Annotated in this window: 16 protein-coding genes; 1 reads left to right on the top strand and 15 read right to left on the bottom strand. The window is 53.0% G+C overall.

Annotated features, from left to right (window positions below):
* Nucleotides 1–44: 44 nt before the first annotated feature.
* From U9M73_RS02700 to U9M73_RS02645, 12 genes are all read right to left on the bottom strand, one after another.
* Nucleotides 45–608: a lytic transglycosylase domain-containing protein gene (locus U9M73_RS02700; RefSeq protein ID WP_009226764.1), complete on the bottom strand. Its 564-nt coding sequence runs from the start codon at nucleotides 606–608 to the stop codon at nucleotides 45–47.
* The gene (gene coaE, locus U9M73_RS02695; RefSeq protein WP_009226763.1) at nucleotides 605–1,201 is read right to left on the bottom strand and encodes a dephospho-CoA kinase; all 597 of its coding nucleotides are present in this window, start codon (nucleotides 1,199–1,201) and stop codon (nucleotides 605–607) included. The genes U9M73_RS02700 and coaE overlap by 4 nt, the downstream gene beginning before the upstream one ends.
* A gap of 54 nt (nucleotides 1,202–1,255) precedes the next feature.
* Nucleotides 1,256–2,113: a DNA-formamidopyrimidine glycosylase gene (gene mutM / locus U9M73_RS02690; RefSeq protein ID WP_009226762.1), complete on the bottom strand. Its 858-nt coding sequence runs from the start codon at nucleotides 2,111–2,113 to the stop codon at nucleotides 1,256–1,258.
* Between the two features lie 40 nt (nucleotides 2,114–2,153).
* Complete coding sequence (polA, locus tag U9M73_RS02685; RefSeq protein WP_009226761.1) at nucleotides 2,154–4,814, bottom strand: DNA polymerase I; 2,661 nt, start codon at nucleotides 4,812–4,814, stop codon at nucleotides 2,154–2,156.
* 156 nt (nucleotides 4,815–4,970) lie between these two features.
* Nucleotides 4,971–5,630 (bottom strand): phosphate signaling complex protein PhoU, encoded by a 660-nt coding sequence (phoU, locus tag U9M73_RS02680; RefSeq protein WP_009226760.1) that lies wholly within the window; start codon nucleotides 5,628–5,630, stop codon nucleotides 4,971–4,973.
* A gap of 18 nt (nucleotides 5,631–5,648) precedes the next feature.
* Nucleotides 5,649–6,404: a phosphate ABC transporter ATP-binding protein PstB gene (pstB, locus tag U9M73_RS02675; protein ID WP_009226759.1), complete on the bottom strand. Its 756-nt coding sequence runs from the start codon at nucleotides 6,402–6,404 to the stop codon at nucleotides 5,649–5,651.
* A 238-nt stretch (nucleotides 6,405–6,642) separates the two neighbouring features.
* On the bottom strand, nucleotides 6,643–7,869 hold the full coding sequence (locus tag U9M73_RS02670; RefSeq protein ID WP_323076191.1) for a methyl-accepting chemotaxis protein: 1,227 nt from the start codon (nucleotides 7,867–7,869) through the stop codon (nucleotides 6,643–6,645).
* Between the two features lie 116 nt (nucleotides 7,870–7,985).
* Nucleotides 7,986–8,711: a response regulator transcription factor gene (locus tag U9M73_RS02665; protein ID WP_009226757.1), complete on the bottom strand. Its 726-nt coding sequence runs from the start codon at nucleotides 8,709–8,711 to the stop codon at nucleotides 7,986–7,988.
* Nucleotides 8,712–8,858: 147 nt separating this feature from the next.
* On the bottom strand, nucleotides 8,859–10,655 hold the full coding sequence (pnpS, locus tag U9M73_RS02660; RefSeq protein ID WP_036646475.1) for a two-component system histidine kinase PnpS: 1,797 nt from the start codon (nucleotides 10,653–10,655) through the stop codon (nucleotides 8,859–8,861).
* 2 nt (nucleotides 10,656–10,657) lie between these two features.
* Nucleotides 10,658–12,211 carry a fumarate hydratase gene (locus U9M73_RS02655; protein WP_009226755.1) on the bottom strand — a complete coding sequence of 518 codons (1,554 nt, stop codon included), beginning with the start codon at nucleotides 12,209–12,211 and terminating at the stop codon, nucleotides 10,658–10,660.
* A gap of 304 nt (nucleotides 12,212–12,515) precedes the next feature.
* A complete protein-coding gene (locus tag U9M73_RS02650) occupies nucleotides 12,516–13,385 on the bottom strand; it encodes an SDR family oxidoreductase (protein WP_323076187.1) in 870 nt (289 codons plus the stop codon).
* 98 nt (nucleotides 13,386–13,483) lie between these two features.
* Complete coding sequence (locus U9M73_RS02645) at nucleotides 13,484–14,374, bottom strand: glycosyltransferase family 2 protein (protein WP_323076185.1); 891 nt, start codon at nucleotides 14,372–14,374, stop codon at nucleotides 13,484–13,486.
* 164 nt (nucleotides 14,375–14,538) lie between these two features.
* Here U9M73_RS02645 and U9M73_RS02640 point away from each other — a divergent pair, with 164 nt between their 5' ends.
* Nucleotides 14,539–14,892: a helix-turn-helix domain-containing protein gene (locus U9M73_RS02640; protein ID WP_009226752.1), complete on the top strand. Its 354-nt coding sequence runs from the start codon at nucleotides 14,539–14,541 to the stop codon at nucleotides 14,890–14,892.
* Nucleotides 14,893–14,973: 81 nt separating this feature from the next.
* Here U9M73_RS02640 and U9M73_RS02635 read toward each other — a convergent pair whose 3' ends face one another.
* The 3 genes from U9M73_RS02635 to citZ form a co-directional block, all read right to left on the bottom strand.
* The gene (locus U9M73_RS02635; RefSeq protein ID WP_009226751.1) at nucleotides 14,974–15,399 is read right to left on the bottom strand and encodes a hypothetical protein; all 426 of its coding nucleotides are present in this window, start codon (nucleotides 15,397–15,399) and stop codon (nucleotides 14,974–14,976) included.
* Nucleotides 15,400–15,591: 192 nt separating this feature from the next.
* Nucleotides 15,592–16,887, bottom strand: a complete 1,296-nt coding sequence (icd, locus tag U9M73_RS02630; RefSeq protein WP_016312838.1) for an NADP-dependent isocitrate dehydrogenase — start codon at nucleotides 16,885–16,887, stop codon at nucleotides 15,592–15,594.
* 87 nt (nucleotides 16,888–16,974) lie between these two features.
* A complete protein-coding gene (gene citZ / locus U9M73_RS02625) occupies nucleotides 16,975–18,087 on the bottom strand; it encodes a citrate synthase (RefSeq protein WP_009226749.1) in 1,113 nt (370 codons plus the stop codon).
* Between the last annotated feature and the right edge of the window lie 180 nt (nucleotides 18,088–18,267).

Raw genomic sequence — 18,267 nt, 5'->3', positions numbered from 1 at the left:
GTGAGGTCGGTCAATGCTTTCTTTTGTTATAACCTTAGGCCCCCTTAAAAATCATCATATATCTTTAAATATTGTTTGTAATAGTGGGATACCCGCTGGACGTAATGCCGGGTCTCGCCAAACGGAATATTTTGCACCGTCTCCAGTCGTCCGTCCCATCGCCCGCTCTTCAGCCAATTTTTCACATTGGTTGGTCCGGCATTATACGCTGCGATCATGGCGATGGTGTTACCGTCAAATTGCTGGGAGAGCGATCTCAGATACCAGGTGCCGATCTGGATATTCGTTTCCGTCTCGTTGCGGATGTCTTCCAGCGTTGTATTGGGCAACTTCGCTTTGGAAATCACCCACTCCGCCGTATCGGGCATGATCTGCATAATTCCGAGCGCGCCTTTCCGGGACTCCACGCCCGATTTGTAGTTCGTCTCCACCTTAATGATCGCTGCAACAATAAACGGATCCAGGCCGTTGTTCTTGGCATGCCGCCGGATTTCTTCTTTATAATAAATCGGGTAAAACAACGAAAGCCATGCCGAATTAAAAAAGATGAGGATGATGAAACCGATAAACAACAGAAGCAAGACTCTTTTTTTGCGAAGCCACCTCATCGTAGTCCCTGATCCCGCCAAAAGTCATCTATCTGCCGCTTCGTTTCCTCAAGTCCACCGCTGTTATCAATCAAAATATCCGCCCTCTCTTTCTTGATTTCGATATCCATCTGGGCGCTGATCCGCTGCTCGGCCGCCTCCTTCGATAACCCGTCCCTCAACATCAACCGGGTTAACTGTACCTCGCGGGGGACGTAGACAACCATAATTTGATCGTATAACGGATCAAGACCCGATTCATAAAGCAGCGGGATATCCGCCACCACCAATCTGTGAGGATCCGCTGCTTCCAGCTCTTCCATGCGCCGCTTCATTTCAGCGCGGATCGCCGGATGCGTTAGTGCCTCCAGCGCCTTGCGCTCCTCCGGATGCGAGAAGACGATCTCGCCTAGCTTCTTGCGATTCAGCGTTCCATCGGGGTGCAGCACGCCCGGGCCAAATCGTTCGCTAACGGCGGCCAATACCGGATGGCCCGGCTCCATAATCTCCCTGGCGATCACATCTGCATCGATGATGGCGGCCCCACGCTCGGCCAACAATCGGGAAACCGTGCTTTTCCCGGTCGCAATGCCTCCGGTCAGTCCGATGTTCATAACCCTATCCACCTCACACTCATAACTTGGAGCCTCGTTCTATCTCGTTAGCCGTTACTTGGCGCGTGCAGACCCGCTTGTCCGATAAGGCGGCTGACAATTCGGGCAAAAATGCGTGCCCCGCCCCCCTACAACGGTCTTCATCACCGGCTGTCCGCAGTTCAGACAAGGCTCACCTTGGCGGCCGTACATCCGCAAGGAATGTTGAAACATCCCCATTTCCCCTTGCCCGTTCACGTACGATTTGATGGAGGAGCCACCAGCTTCTACCGCTTCGGTTAACGTCTCAACGATGGCGGCATGAAGCTGCTCCAGCTGCCTCTTGGTCAGCTTGTCCGCCGGATATTCCGGGTGGATGCCTGCCCGAAACAATGCTTCATCTACATATATATTCCCCAAGCCAACGATGTATTCCTGGTTCAGCAAGGCTGGCTTGATTTTCGTGGTTCGCCGGGAAATTTTGTCCTGGAATGCTTGAAGGGTAAACGACTCCTCCAGCGGCTCCAATCCCAGCTTCACCAGCGGCTTGTTCGTAAACTCCTCCCCAGGAGCAAACAGATGCATCGTACCAAACTGGCGTACATCCTTGTAGCGGAGTTCCGTCCCGTCCGTAAACCGGAAAATGACATGGGTATGCTTCTCCACCTCTTCTCCGGGCTGATACAGCCCGTAACGCCCTTCCATCCGCAAATGGGAGACGAGCACCAGCCCATCCATGATAATCCGCAAAAATTTTCCGCGGCGGCCAATCTCTAAGATGGTATGGCCGGCAAGTTCGGCTTCAAACCGTCGGATATCATCCGGCCGTTGGATGATGCGCGGCAGAAACACATGAACACTTTGGATCGTCTTGCCCACGATCAATTGGGTTAAGGTCCGTCGGACCGTTTCCACCTCCGGCAATTCCGGCATATCCTCTCACCTCGATCTAAGTTGTTGTCATGCGCAGAGCTTACTTCGCTTCGTACCAATTTAATCCGCTGGATACTTCGGCTTTCAGCGGTACAGAGAGCTCCAACGCTTTCCCCATCGTCTCCGGAACCAGCTTGCTCATGAACTCCAGCTCCTCCGGCGGCACCTCAAACACCAATTCGTCATGCACCTGAAGCAGCATGCGGCTCTTTAATCCGTGCTTATGCAGTTCCTCATCCATGCGCACCATAGCCAGCTTGATGATATCCGCCGCTGTCCCCTGAATTGGCGTATTCATCGCCGTCCGTTCCGCGAAGGAACGCAGGTTGAAATTCGAGGCGTTGATCTCGGGCAGATAACGGCGGCGCTCCAGCAGCGTCTTAACATATCCGTCACGCTTAGCTGCCTTCACGATCTCATCCATGTAACGCCGAACCCCTTGGAAGGCATTAAAATATTGCTCAATAAAGCGAGCAGCCTCCTTCCGCGTGATGTTCAGGTTCTGGGACAGGCCGTAATCGCTGATCCCATAGACGATGCCAAAGTTGACCGCCTTCGCGGAACGTCGCATATTGGCGTCCACCTGATCCGGTCCTACGCCAAACACGTCCATGGCCGTCTTCGTGTGGATGTCCATATCGTGCAGGAACGCTTCCTGCAGCCCTGGATCCCCGGAAATATGCGCTAACACCCGAAGCTCGATTTGCGAGTAATCCGCGGACAGAATAAACCAGCCTTCCTCGGACGGCACAAACACCTTGCGGATTTTGCGGCCTTCCTCCAGCCGGATCGGGATATTCTGCAGGTTCGGATACTGGCTGCTCAAGCGTCCGGTGGCGGCAATCGTCTGCCGGAAATACGTATGCACTTTGCCCGTTTTCGGCGAAATCTCCTTCAGCAGCCCCTCGACATAGGTCGATTGCAGCTTGGCCAGCTGGCGGTATTCCAAAATAAACTGCACAATCTCATGGTAAGGCGCCAGCTTCTCCAGCACTTCCGCATCTGTGGAGTAGCCGGTTTTCGTCTTCTTGATGACCGGCAGGCCCAGCTTATCAAACAGAATTTCCCCTAACTGCTTCGTGGAATTGATATTAAACTCCTGGCCGGCGATCTCATAAATACGCGCAACCAGTTTATTGATTTGGGCTTCAAATTCCACGCCCAGCTCTTTCAAGGCTTCCTTGTTGACGGCAACGCCTTGCTTCTCCATGTCGGCCAAAATCCGAGATAACGGCATTTCCAACTCATAAAATAACTTCTCCATCTCGTATTTCGCCAAATCCTCACGCTGCAAAGGCAGGATCCGCAGCAAAGCATCCGCCTTGCGAGCCAGATGACGGCTCAATACATCCGGCTCCGGCACTTTGAATTTCGCGCCTTTGCCATAAACTTCATCGTCTCCGGGAACCTGCGGCAGCTGGTATTTCGCGGCCAGCCCGCTGATCGTCTGGTCGCTCTCCGTCGGATCAAGCAAATAGGCCGCCAGTTGCACGTCGTGCTCGGCTCCGGCAAAAGCAACGCCATGCCAGAACAGCACCAAATCCGCCCGGTGCAGATCATACCCGCGCTTCGGCACCTGCTCGTCCGCCAGCCAAGCGCGCACTTCCGCCGCAGCCTCCGATTGCAGCACGTCAAACGACAGGAAGTAGTGGCGGCTGGCCGTAGACAGCACCATGCCCATCATTTCGGCCTGATGCGGGTTCTCCCCGTGGGACTCCACGATGATTCCTTCGATGTTTGGCAAATCGGCCGTAAGCTCCTTAAGGTTGTCCAAGTCCACCGTGGTCACCTGGATGTCAACCTGCTCCGCGCGAGCCGCTTCGCCGGTTGCATTCTCGCCGCCGGCAAAGGACATCCGCTCCAGCAGCGACTTAAACTCCAGCTTGCGCAGCATCGGGACCGCGGTTTCCTCCGGAATGCCGTCAAACTTCATCTCCTCCCAGGAGCGTTCAATAGGAACCTCTCGGAAGATGGTTGCCAGCTGCTTGCTCATGCGGGCGTCCTCTGCGTGGTTCACCAGATTCTCCTTCATTTTGCCCTTCAATTCGTCGGTATGGGCCAACACTTCCTCAACGGAACCGTATTGATGCAACAATTTCAGGGCTGTCTTCTCTCCGATTCCCGGCACTCCCGGAATATTGTCGGACGTATCGCCCATCAGGCCCTTCAAATCGATGATTTGCAGCGGCTTCAGCCCATATTTCTCTTCAATTTGCTGCGGGCCGTAAGGCTCGACTTCACTGACACCCTTGCGCGTTAGCGCCACTTTAACCCGATCGCTGACGACCTGCAGCATATCCTTATCGCCGGTCACGACCAGCACTTCATGACCGGCCTCTTCCGCCCGTTTGCTCAAGGTGCCGATAATGTCGTCCGCTTCGTACCCGGACAGTTCAAACCAGGCGATACCAAAGCTCTCCAGCAGCTCGCGCATCAGCGGAAATTGCTCGGACAGCTCCGGCGGCGTTTTGTCGCGTCCTCCTTTATACTCCTGATAGCCTTCATGCCGGAACGTCACTTTGCCCGCATCAAAGGCAACCAGCATATGGGTAGGGCGCTCCTCTTGGATCAGGCGCAGCAGCATATTGGTGAAACCGTAAACGGCATTCGTATGCAACCCGCTGGAGTTCGTGAGCGGCGGCATCGCAAAAAATGCCCGGTAAATGATGCTGTTCCCATCTATAAGAATCAATTTTTCCATACGACACCTCGTCCACAGTATTCTACCTTATCTTATGATAACACAGGGGCCATCCCGATAACACCAAAGCCGTCCTTGGAAAAGAAAAACCGGTCGCAGCCTGCGTAATTTCGCCAGCTGCGACCGGTTGGACGCACGAAAAACTTCATTTCAAAGTTATTGGTTCAGGTCAGGACGATGCCCGGTCACCAGGTAAACGGCGCTTTCCCCGATATTGGTTGCATGGTCGGCGATTCGCTCGATGTATCGGCCCACCAGCGTCAGCAGCATCGCCTGCTGGAGGGATTCCGGGTTTTCGATCATAAACCCGTACAACTCTTGAATCATCTGGCTGTACAGGTGATCTACCTCGTCGTCATCCTTGGCCATTTTGTAAGCCAGATCGGTATTCTCATCCAAATACGATTGCAGCGATTCCCGCACCATCAGTATGACTAGCTCGGACATCTTCGGGATATCGATGAGCGGCTTGATTAACTGCTGGCCTTCCAGCCGCAGGGTGACCTTCGCGATATCGATCGCCAAGTCTCCCATCCGCTCCAAATCGCTGGAAATTTTAAACGCCACGATAATCCGCCGCAGGTCCTTGGCCACCGGCTGCTGAGTCACGATCAGGCGCGAGCCGAGGTCCATCACTTGCTCTTCCATCCGGTTCAGCTCGACATCGCGTTCAATGATGGTTTTCGCTTTGGCCGAGTCCAGAGCCTGCAGGGCGCTGATCGCCCCCGTCAAGGCATCCTCCACATGCTCGCCCATTTTTCTCAGCAGCTGCCGTAAATCCTCCAGATTCTGATCAAATTCCTTTCTTTGAATCATCTTGCTGCAGCCTCCTTGTTATCCGAAACGACCGGAAATGTAATCTTCAGTGCGTGGATCCTGCGGCGTGGAGAAGAGCTTCTGCGTATCGTCCGCCTCCACAATTTCTCCGTTCAGGAAAAAGACCGTCTTACCCGAGATGCGCGCCGCCTGATGCATGTTATGGGTGACCATAACGATCGTATAGCTATCTTTTAATTGCTGCACCAGCTCTTCAATTTTGAGGGTAGAGATCGGGTCCAGCGCTGAAGTGGCTTCATCCATTAGCAAAATATCCGGCTGCACAGCGATCGCCCGGGCGATGCAAAGCCGCTGCTGCTGTCCGCCGGACAGGCTCAGGGCCGACCGATTCAGGAAATCCTTCACCTCGTCCCACAACACGGCCTGGCGAAGGCTTCGTTCCACGATCTCGTCCAGCTCCGCTTTATTCTTGATGCCGTGTAACCGCGGGCCATAAGCCACATTGTCATAAATCGATTTCGGAAAAGGATTCGGCTGCTGAAACACCATCCCCACCCGTTTGCGCAAAGCCTCCACTTCAACATCGTCGCCGTAAATGTCGGTGTCGGCAATTTGGACAACCCCTTCGATCCGCGTGCCCGGAATCATATCGTTCATCCGGTTCAATGTGCGGAGAAGCGTCGATTTGCCGCAGCCGGAGGGGCCAATGAAAGCGGTAATTGCTTTTTCCGGAATATCCAGAGAAACGTCTTTCAACGCATGGAATCGGTCATAATATAAGTTTAATTTTTGAATCCGGATGATAGGTTTCATTGCAGTTCTCCTTCACCAAAATACGTCTAAGCCACCGGCCGCAGCCTCTAAGCCGTTACGGGCCGGGGAATGCCAAGCAAGCTTGAAGCACGGTACCCGCCTTCCCGCGAGCCCGTGCCAATTCTACATCGATTTAGCTAGTATACGCATATTCGCGAATTGTCTCATGTCAAACAATTGTATTCTATCGCACTTATGTAAAAGCACATGAGCTACATTGTAAACGTGGTGTAAAATTTTACGAAAGTGATGTTAAATGTTGTAACTCCCAGAGCACGGTTCTCGTTCGCTCGGCCGCCGTTTCCGATGAGCGGAACATCTCCTGGCTGCGCTGCTCTGCCGCCCGGGCGGACTCCACCAGCGCTTGGAACGTCCCGTCCGCGTTACCGACCCGTTCGTGGCTTTCCGCCATCTCCTCCGCTGTTGAGGAGACGGTGGCTGCCGTTTGCTGAATCAAGTGATTCACCACCCCTAACGTGTCGCCAATTTCCTCCGAGAATCGCTTGGTCTGCAGTGCAAGCTTACGAACCTCGGAGGCGACGACCGCAAACCCGCGCCCGTGCTCGCCGGCATGTGCCGCTTCGATTGAGGCGTTCATCGCCAGCATGCCGCTTTGGTCCGCGAGACTGCGGATATGATCCGCAACCGATGAGATCTGCTGCATCTGCTCCAGCAGCTTGGCCATTTGCTTCTCTTGGGAACGGGCCATCTCGAGCACGCGGGTAAACGACGCCTTCACGGCCTCCAGCTCTTGCCGCCCCTCCAACGATAAATCATTCATCCGCTCGGTCTCCTGCAAGCTTCGTTTTGCCGATTCCGCCACCGCTGCAATCGACTGCTCGATCTCTACGACCCGGTCGCGGCTGTCACGCACCGCCGCCTGCCTCGCTTCATCCGCCTCCCGCTGCAGCTCCCGGGACATCTGCATCAGATCCTGAATCGTCAGGATTCCGTAATATTTCCCTTGATCGGTTAAGATCAGACCATCGTAGAAGGAGGTTCCCTCCCTTCCCAACGCCAGATCCAGCAGTTCACCAGCAGGCGTATCACCTTCGCAAATCAAAGGTTGCTGCTCGGCAAACTGAAACGATGCGACTTCATAAAATAGATCAGCGGCAAACCGCCCCGCCAAGTGGCGGAAAAACCGATCCCGCATCAGCAGCCCCAACGATTTGTGATCCTCATCACAAATCACGATGCACGGAAGCTCAGGCTGCCTTTGAAACTCCCCCATCACCTGGCGACAGGGAACCTCCGGGCCAATAACCGGAACCTTGCGACAGAAGGAACGGGCTTCAACCGTTGTTAGCCCCCTACTTCCTGCACCTGCCCGCCCTCCATTCGAGCGATCCTCTTGCCTCACCAACACCGCACGGTGAATCTCGCCTACTTCGCTGCTTGCTGTCCCGCTCCCTGTCTCTTGATCTGTCGAGCTTTCCAGCAGTGCTATGGCCTGTTTTCCCAACCTGCTTCACTCCCCCATATGTAAACGCTGCGTTCGATCTAATCATAGAGGGATAATGTTAAGCTTATGTTCCCAGGATGTTAGCCCTATGTAAAAAAGAACGTCCACCATAAAAGTTACATGATGGACGCTTGCTTCTTATTCACAACCAGTTTATAGCCAACACCGCGAATGGAATCGATATGCACGGACTGCGGATCCAGCTCAAGCTTCTTGCGCAGCGAACTGACGTGCACATCCACCGTCCGCTGTCCTCCGATATAGTCAAATCCCCACACGGCGTTCATCAGATCGTCTCGGGTCATCACCACGCCGGGCTTGCGAGCCAAGTACAGCAGCACCTCAAACTCCTTAGGTCTCAGCGTGATTGGTTCCCCGTTTAACGTGACCTCGTATTTCTCGGGGTAAATCGTCAAGGCGCCCAGCACGATTTGTGAATTATCCTGCTCAGCCGGCTTCTCGCGTTCTTCCTTGCCGGTGGAACGGCGGAGAACGGCGGCAACACGAGCCAACAGCTCCGCAACGCCAAACGGCTTCGTGATATAATCGTCAGCACCGGATTTCAAGCCCTGGACGACCTCTTCCTCCGCATTTTTGGCGGTCAGGATAATCACCGGCGTCTTCACACCCTCGCTGCGCAGCTTCGACATGATCTCAAAACCGTTCATGCCCGGCAACATCAAATCCAGCAAGATCAAATCAAAATCCTGCCGCAGTGCGGTTTCATAACCGATTTGCCCGTGATCCTCTACGATAACTTCATAGCCTTCGTTCGTCAGGTTGTAAGACAAAAGCCGGGATAACGTCGGTTCATCTTCGATAACCAATAGACGTTGAGTCATAGTACCCTCCATTTGTTTGCGGTACAAGTTCATCTCTGAACCAATATCACTTTAATGACAAGCCCAGCATATCACGGCAATGTTAACGTAGTGTAAAGTTAAACAAAAAACGGTTTACATTTTATTTTTATGATCCCCGGACCGATCCTAATCATCCAGGGAATGCATCAGGGGCAGTTCCAGAATAAACGTTGTTCCTTCGCCAACCTTGCTCTCCACGCGGATCGTGCCGCGGTGCAGATCCACGAGGTGCTTGACGATGGACAGGCCAAGTCCTGTCCCACCTGAGCTGCGGGATCTGGCTTTATCTACCCGATAGAACCGTTCAAAAATTCGCGGTAGATCCTTTTTAGGGATGCCGATACCCGTATCGCTAACGAGAATACGCACCTTCTCCTCGTCCCCGCCTTCGCCTATGATGCTTGCGGAAACGCGCACTTTCCCGCCTTCCAAGGAATAGCTGATCGCATTGGACAGCAAATTCATAAAGATTTGCCGCAGCCGATCCTCGTCCGCTTCGATAAATAAATGCTCGGGCACGTCATGCGACATCGAGATCGACTTCTTCTCCGCAGCCGGGAGAAGCACTTCATAAAGACTGTCAAACAGCTCGCTTAACTGCACGGGCGCGTACTCCAGCGGCACCCGCTTCGATTCGATTTTGGACAGCTCAAGCAGGTCGCCAATCAGCCGGTTCAACCGGTCGCCTTCATCATAGATGATCTGCAGGAAGGAACGGGTGGTCTCCTCGTCCTTCACCCCGCCGGCGAGCAGCGTTTCGGCAAAGCCTTTGACCGCGGCAATGGGCGTCTTTAATTCGTGGGATACGTTGGCCACGAATTCGCTGCGCATCCGTTCCAGCTTGCGGATTTCGGTGACATCCTGCACCAGGAACAACATGCCGCGATAGTTGCCGTTATCCTCAAACATCGGCACCCCGTCGAAATGCAATATTTTCTCCTCGGGATCGTAGACGTTGCGTTCTTCCTGTACCGCTTCTTTCCGGGCGATGCCTTCCTCCATAAATTTAACGAATTCGTAATTTCGCTTGAGCTCCTGATACGGTTTGCCTAACACCAGCTCGCCCTTGGTATGGAGGATGCGTTCCGCTTTCCGGTTAATCAAGGCGATATGCTCGGTGGCATCTACCATAAGAATACCGCCGGTCATATTTGCGAGGACGCTTTGCATCAAATCCTCGTTATCCCGGATCCGCTTGAGCTGCTGCTGCAAGCTGTCCGCCATTCCGTTTATTGCCATGCCCAGTTGACCGATTTCGTCCTTACGGGCCAGCTTGACTCTCGCGTCGTAATCAAATCGAGAGATACGGTGGGCTACGCGAGTAATTTGTTCCAGCGGCTTCGTTAACCCCGCCGCCACCCGGTAACTCACCAGCCCCGCGATGAGGAATAGAACAAGCAACGCGCCAAACAGCCACATCCAGGCTTGGGCTAGCCCCTCCTCCACGTCAGCCAAACTCATCGAAAGACGGATATAGCCGTCAAATTCGCCGGCGGTCACGCGCTGGGCGACGTACAGCATATTTTCGCCGATCGTTTCGCTGTACCGGATCGCACTCCCGACGTTCCCGCCCGCTGCAGATTCAATCTCCTGACGATGGGCATGGTTATCCATATGCTCAGGATTGGATTCCGAATCGCCAACAACGTTCCCGTCCAGGGTAATGAACGTGACTCGGGAACCGGTCAGCTCCTCGAATTGCTTCGCTTGACGTTCGTAGTAGGCCTGGGCCTCGGGATTCCCTTGGGCGGAAACGAAATCCACGGTAGCTTCCAGCAAGTTAATTTCCCGGGCCATATTGTCCTCCAACGCCCGAATATGCATATTCTTAAACATCTGGGCCATCGCCAGGCCGGCAGCCAGCATGGAGATGCCCAGCAAAATCATCAGGATGAGGGTTAGGCGCGAGCGAAAGGTTTTCATGTTTATTTAAACACCGGATCCTTAAATGCGGCGAGCTTCGCCAACGAATCTTTCTCCACGCCTTCATGCAGGCTGTCCCCGTGCGAATCCATCGTTACGATCGCCGCAAAACCTTCGACCTCGAGATGCCACATCGCTTCCGGAACGCCAAATTCCAAGAAATCAACGCCGTTGACTTTCTTGATACATTCCGCATAGTACTGCGCTGCCCCGCCAATCGCATTCAAATACACGCCGCCATGCTCTTTCAAGGCAGCTAGCGTCTTCGGCCCCATGCCGCCCTTGCCGATCACGGCGCGGATGCCAAATTTCTTCATGATATCCCCTTGATACGGTTCTTCGCGGATGCTGGTTGTTGGTCCGGCCGCCTTCACGTGCCAACCTTCCTCGTCTTTCAGCATGACCGGTCCGCAGTGGTAAATGACCGCACCGTTCAAATCCAACGGGGCGTCGTGATCCATTAAATATTTGTGCAGAGCATCCCGTCCAGTGTGCATTTCCCCGTTGATGATCACCACATCGCCCACCCGCAGGCTGCGGATTTGCTCTTCCGTCACTGGGGTTTGCAGCACAACTTCTCTGCTGGCTGGCGCTGGAGTCCCTTCGGCAGCTGCTCCTGTTGCAACCGATTCAAGCTCGCCGTCCACCGGCACCTCGCTGCCGCGTTCATAAAGCCATTCACGGATCGCCCCGGTTGCCGGATCGATCTCCACGCCCTGACGGCGGAACGCCCAGCAGTTATAAGCAACGGAGACAAAGAAACTTGCCGGAAGCCGGTTAATCGCCCCGATTTTGCAGCCTAAGAGAGTGACTTCCCCGCCAAAGCCCATCGTTCCGATACCCAACTGGTTGGCGGTTTCCATAATATATTTTTCAAGTCGGTCCAAATCCGGATTTGGGTTCACGTCATCCAGCGGGCGGAACAGTTGCTGTTTAGCCAGCTCGTATCCCGTCGTACGGTCGCCGCCGATGCCCACGCCAAGAAATCCTGCGCTGCAGCCTTGCCCCTGCGCTTGGTACACGGCATGCAGGATACATTTACGGATGCCGTCGAGGTCCCGTCCGGCACGGCCCAGCCCCTCCAGCTCGGTTGGAAGGCTGTACTGGATATTTTTATTTTCGCACCCGCCGCCTTTTAAGATCAGCCGGATGTCGATCGAGTCCTGCTCCCATTGCTCGAAATGAATGACTGGCGTCCCTGGGCCTAAATTGTCTCCGCTGTTCGCTCCTGTGAGCGAATCTACCGAATTGGAACGCAGCTTGCCTTCTTCCGTGGCGCGCTTCACCGCGGCGTGAATCGCCTTTTTCATTTCAATTTGATTCGCCCCTACCGGCGTGTGTATCATAAACGTGAGCATCCCGGTATCCTGGCAGATCGGTGAAACCTGCTCCTCCGCCATCCGAATGTTCTGCGCGATGGTCGACATGGCCAAACCGGCCCGTGTCGCCCGGTTTTCCAAGGCACGGCCCCGATTCACTGCACGCCGAACGTCGCCCGGCAATTTCGTTGAAGCTTCCACAATCAATTCGTATACGCTTTCTTCAAACTGGTGCATGATCCAAGATTCCCCTCTCCCTGCCATCTTGTTTGACCCTTTGGCGCGTAATATCCTTCATCACATGGTGTCGTTAACCTATCGCATTCTTCAGATTAATAATAACATAAGAACTCGTTTCGGTTGACGATTTCTGTCCAAAATCAGCTCCGAAATGAGTGAGAATTATCACTGAAGAATTCCTTTGAAAGGCTGAATCGGCGAAAAATACGGAAAGAACCCTCAAGCTTGTTCGGTACTGTGCCGAATCTCTTGAGGGTTCGATTGCATGGGTTGATCCAATCTCAGAATCTCAGCCCGAAGGCTAGCCGTTTACAATCTCACCGCCGTTGATATGCAACACCTGGCCGCTCATATACGAGGAGTCGTCCGAAGCCAAGAATACGTAAGCCGGAGCCAGCTCCTCCGGTTGACCGGGACGTTGCATCGGCGTTGTTCCTCCGAACTCGGATACCTGCTTCTCATCAAAGGTAGACGGGATGAGAGGCGTCCAAATCGGTCCAGGGGCAACGGCATTCACCCGGATGCCTTTGCTCCCAACGACGTTCATCGATAACGCCCGCGTGAAGCTGACAATCGCCCCTTTGGTGGCGGAATAGTCAATGAGCTGCGGGTTGCCTTTATAAGCCGTTACCGATGCGGTATTAATAATCGAGCTGCCCTTGCGTAAATGCGGCATCGCTGCCTTGGTCAAATAAAACATGGAGAAGATGTTCGTCCGGAATGTCTTCTCCAGCTGCGCCGACGTAATGGCTGTAATGTCCGGCTGCGGATGCTGCTCAGCAGCATTGTTCACCAGGATGTCCAAGCGCCCGAGCTCCTGTACCGTCTGTTGCACAGCCTTCTCGGCAAACGCTTCGTCGCCGATGTCACCGGCGATCAACAGGCATCTGCGCCCTTCCTGTTCGACTTCCTGCCGAGTCACGTTCGCGTCCTCGTGCTCATTTAAGTAGACGATGGCCACATCGGCACCCTCTTTGGCGTAAGCTACGGCCACAGCCCGGCCAATGCCGCTGTCGCCTCCGGTGATCAGCGCTACTTTGCCCGTCAGCTTGCCGGCAGCCTTGTAATTCCCCTCATAAACCGGGCGCGGGTGCATCTCGGCTTCGATGCCGGGCTGATGATTTTGATGCTGAGGCGGCAAGGTTTGCTTCGCTTGTCCGTTACCTGCCATTGCTGCATCCTCCTTTACGGTAATTGGTGAAATAGGTACGAACGTACCTGTCCACTCACTCACCTCTTAGGATAGCCTGACAGCCCCAGCTTATCCGTCTACGATTTCCAATGGATCCCGAATCGCTTAAACAACCACTCTGCATCGCGCTTCCGCAGGGAGGCAAATTTCTCCTTCCGAGCCAAAGCCCGTTGGCTGAGCTGGTCCGCTTCCAGCAGCTCTCCGCCAAACGCTTGACTCACCTGTTCCCGGCAAACCGAGATCAGTTCATCCCCAAAATGTAAATTAGCAAGGGTCATTAGATCCACACCCCACATTTCCCGGCTATTGTCATAGGGGAAATTCTGACGGAACACCTGCATTAACGTCACATCCGGGACGATGCGACAGGTTCCACCCTGCAGCCAAAGCCTCAAGGAAAATTCAGCCGTCTCCACATCTTTGCCGAAAAAGCCGTCCACCATCCCCTCCATCTCCCGAAACGTATCATGCCGGACCGCAAAGCATTCCCAGGACAACCACGGGATGTCTAGATTCTGACCTGCACTCTGGATCGGGTAGCGGCGCAACAAGCCAATCATCCCTCCGACGTCCTTACCGGCCGGGGCAGTAGAGCGTTCACTCTTCTCAAACGCAGGTGACACGGCATCGGCTTGTCCCTGCATCAGCGGCTCCAGCAGCCGCTCCATCCATCCGTCATCATAATATAAATGAGAGCCGCTGAAGATCAGGTAATCCCCTCTCGCATGCGCTGCGCCGAGATTGCGCGCCGATGTTCCGGGCTCTCCCTTGATCCGTTGAATCGGCCGATCGAACCGGTAATTCATCAAAAAATCACAGCACCCGTCAATCGAACCTTCATCAACGATAATCACTTCATAAGGCAAGGTCGTATGCGACACTTTCAAAGATTCCATCGTCGTGTACAAATCGATTCCGTTATTCTTGACAGCGATAATAATTGAAACTGAAGTTGATGAGGAAGACATACATGATCTCCTTATATTTAGTTAGAATAAATAATAGGATATAATTTAAAAAATCCTGTAATTCCATAATAACCCAATTCGTACTTGCAGTAAATACAAACAAAACCTGTAGTTTATTATCTTTCCATCAGGTTCTAACTTAAGGTAAATACAGGAGGGGTAATATGGATTACGAGGCATTGGGGAAAAGGCTGCGTCAAGAACGGCATAAAATGCACTTGACCCAGGAAAAACTCGCCGAACGCATTGAAGTTTCGGACGCATACATAGGACAAATCGAACGGGGAGAACGCAGTTTGTCCCTGGAAACGCTGGTGAAATTGGCGAATCAATTGGGCGTTACCGTTGATTATTTGCTCCACGATTCGATTGAGATCAGTGACGACCATTTCTTGGATCAGATCCAACAGATCGTCATGAACCGTTCTACGAAAGAGAAACAACTGGCGCTCGATATTTTAAAATTAATGTTCACCCATTTGGACGAGTTAAAAAAAGCGAATCAAAGTCCTTCCTAACCAAGCGCCAACGCGGCTTAAAGCAGCGTTCAGCAAAAAGACCTGCCGGTAAATCTACCGGCAGGTCTTTGAACTTTTCGATTAAATAATGGTGCTGAACACCATAAAGAACGAAATAAGCAATACCGTCACGGAGAGCAGAGCGCTTAATGTACGCAGCTTCCCTTCCTCAGCCGTCACGGTTTGATTCTTACGAATTCCTTCCAGCGCCAAGCGCAGCGGCTTGGCCATAATTCCGCTAAACGCGCCGATCGCCAGGTACAAGATGACGATCACAATCATCCACGCGACGGAGTAAGTGCCTTGTCCAATCAAATAACCGCCCGTCAACAATTGGATGATCAGCCCGATTTGCGCGTACCGGTTCAGGGAGATCACTGCCGATACCGTCCCTTCCTGAGCCGCCAGCGACAATTTGCCGATTCGGCCGAGCACAAACGGCAGAACCAGATAGAAGCCAAGCGCCAATGCGCCGACAATATGTAGGAATAACATGACTTGGTACATGCCCTAACCGTCCTTTCGTGTCAATTACATTTATTATAATCTATTTTATTTATGGATGGAAACAAAGGATGGAAACAAAGGATGGAAACCAAAGAAATCGCTGAAGGACAAGGCAAAAAAAGCCCTCCCTGCCAAACGCTAGGGAGGGTCTACATCAACGGAGATTGCCCTGCTAAAGCTTAAAATGAGCGATTACATGTTTTTGATGACATGATCAGCAAACTCGGAGCATTTCACTTCCGTTGCTCCGTCCATCAAGCGGGCAAAGTCGTAGGTCACCGTTTTGTTATTAATCGAAATTTCCAAGCCTTTATAGATCAGATCCGCCGCTTCTTGCCAGCCCAGATGCTCCAGCATCATGACGCCCGACAGAATCACAGAGCCCGGGTTCACCACGTCGAGATCCGCATACTTCGGAGCTGTACCATGCGTTGCTTCGAAGATCGCATGTCCGGTGACGTAGTTGATGTTAGCGCCTGGCGCGATACCGATGCCGCCTACTTGCGCTGCCAAGGCGTCGGACAAGTAGTCGCCATTCAGGTTCAACGTAGCGATGACGTCAAAATCCGTCGGCCGCGTCAATACTTGTTGAAGCGCAATATCGGCAATTGCATCTTTCACGATGATTTTGCCTTCGGCTTCTGCCGCTTTCTGCGCTTGGTTCGCTGCATCCACACCGGACTGTTCCTTAATCCGGTCGTATTCGGCCCAAGTAAACACTTTATCGCCGAATTCGGCTTCCGCCACTTCATAACCCCAATTCTTAAACGCGCCTTCCGTAAACTTCATGATGTTGCCTTTATGCACCAGCGTAACGCTCTTACGGCCATGCTTGATCGCATATTCAACCGCTGCGCGAACAAGACGCTTCGACCCTTCTTCCGAAACCGGCTTGATACCGATACCGGACGTTTCCGGGAAGCGGATTTTCTTCACGCCCATTTCGTTTTGCAGGAAGGCCAGCACTTTCTTAACTTCCTCGGAGCCTTCTTTATACTCGATGCCGGCATAGATATCCTCCGTGTTCTCGCGGAAAATCACCATGTCCACGAGCTCAGGATGCTTCACCGGAGAAGGCACGCCTTGGAAATAACGGACCGGACGAAGGCAGACGTACAAGTCCAGCTCCTGACGGAGCGCCACGTTCAGCGAGCGGATGCCGCCGCCGATTGGCGTAGTCAACGGTCCTTTAATGGCCACAATATATTCACGGATCGCCGTCAGCGTATCCGCTGGCAGCCACTCCCCGTATGTATTGAAGGCCTTTTCGCCGGCGAACACTTCATACCACGCGATTTTCTTCTCACCGCCGTAGGCTTTCTCCACGGCGGCGTCGAGTACGCGTTTCGAAGCTTTCCAAATATCACGGCCAGTCCCGTCGCCCTCAATAAACGGAATGATCGGGTTGTTAGGCACCTGGAGCTTCCCATTCTGAATCGTAATTTTCTCGCCTTCAGTAGGAAGATCAAACTTTTCGAGTTTCAACATTTTTACGTTTTCCTCCTTCAAGTCTGTTTGCTGCATCTCACGGTCTCCATTTTACCACAATGTTCCTTGGAGCTCCCGTATTGCTGTTTATCTTAATTCGATAGGAACGTATTTCTGATTGGTAGCACCGGTATATTCCGCACGAGGACGGATCAAGCGGTTATCTTCCAACTGCTCCAGAATATGAGCTGTCCAACCGGACAAGCGGCTGATGGCAAAAATCGGCGTAAACAGGTCACGCGGAATGCCCAGCATCGTATATACGGAAGCGGAATAGAAGTCAACGTTCGGCTTCAGCCCTTTTTGCGCGGTGACCAGCTGTTCCACTTTGACGGACATATCGTACAACGTGGTATCGCCCTTCAGAATGCTCAGCTGACGGGACATATTTTGCAGGTGTTTTGCGCGCGGATCGCCGTTTTTGTATACCCGGTGGCCAAAGCCCATAATTTTCTCCTTATTGGCCAGCTTCTTCTGAATATACGGCTCTACTTGATCGAGCGTCCCGATCTCGGCCAGCATATTCATCACCGCTTCATTGGCGCCGCCGTGCAGCGGTCCCTTCAAGGTGCCAATCGCGGAGGTCACTCCGGAGTAAATATCAGACAGCGTTGCAATCGTTACCCGTGCAGAGAACGTCGAAGCGTTCAACTCGTGGTCGGCATGCAGCACCAGCGCTTGATCCAAAGCGCGAACGGCAATCGGATCCGGTTCCTCGCCGGTCAGCATGTACAAGAAGTTGTGTGCGATCGATACGTTCTTCAGCGGAGCGACAGGCTCCTTACCTTCCCGGATCCGGGCAAACGCGGCAATCAGGGTCGGTATTTGGGTTTGCAGCTTAATCGCCTTTAATTGGTTGCTTTCGCGGGAGTTGTCATTGGCGTTCTCATCATACAAAGCAAGAGCCGATACGGCAGTACGAAGCACTGCCATCGTGTTAGCAGTCTGCGGATACAGCTTCATCTGTTCTAGCACCGCTTCAGGAACTTCGGCGTAATCGCTGAATTGCTGCTGCAGGCGGTCCAATTCGGCTCGATTAGGCAATTTGCCGTACCACAACAAATAAGCTGTTTCTTCAAAACTCGCACGTTCCGCCAATTCGTCGATATTGATACCACGATAAGCGAGAACGCCATCATGAATGGAGCTGATCGAAGAGGTTGCCGCAACAATGCCTTCCAGGCCTTTCGTAGCTGTCATGATTCATCTCTCCTTTGTTAACATTTTGTGAGCAAACAAGCCCATGAAACACTCTCAAAATTGAAAGTTTTAAATTTTCGAAGTTAACCAATAACAGGCCTATAATTGCAAAAATAGAGCTACACCGCTTACTTCTTCATCATACTGGATTTCCGAAAACATGGGAACCGCTTCAGCACC

It is taken from the genome of Paenibacillus phoenicis (genome assembly GCF_034718895.1).
Lineage (GTDB): Bacteria > Bacillota > Bacilli > Paenibacillales > Paenibacillaceae > Fontibacillus > Fontibacillus phoenicis.
Note: the sequence above shows the minus strand (reverse complement) of the source record. Positions and strands in the feature narration are given on the sequence as shown.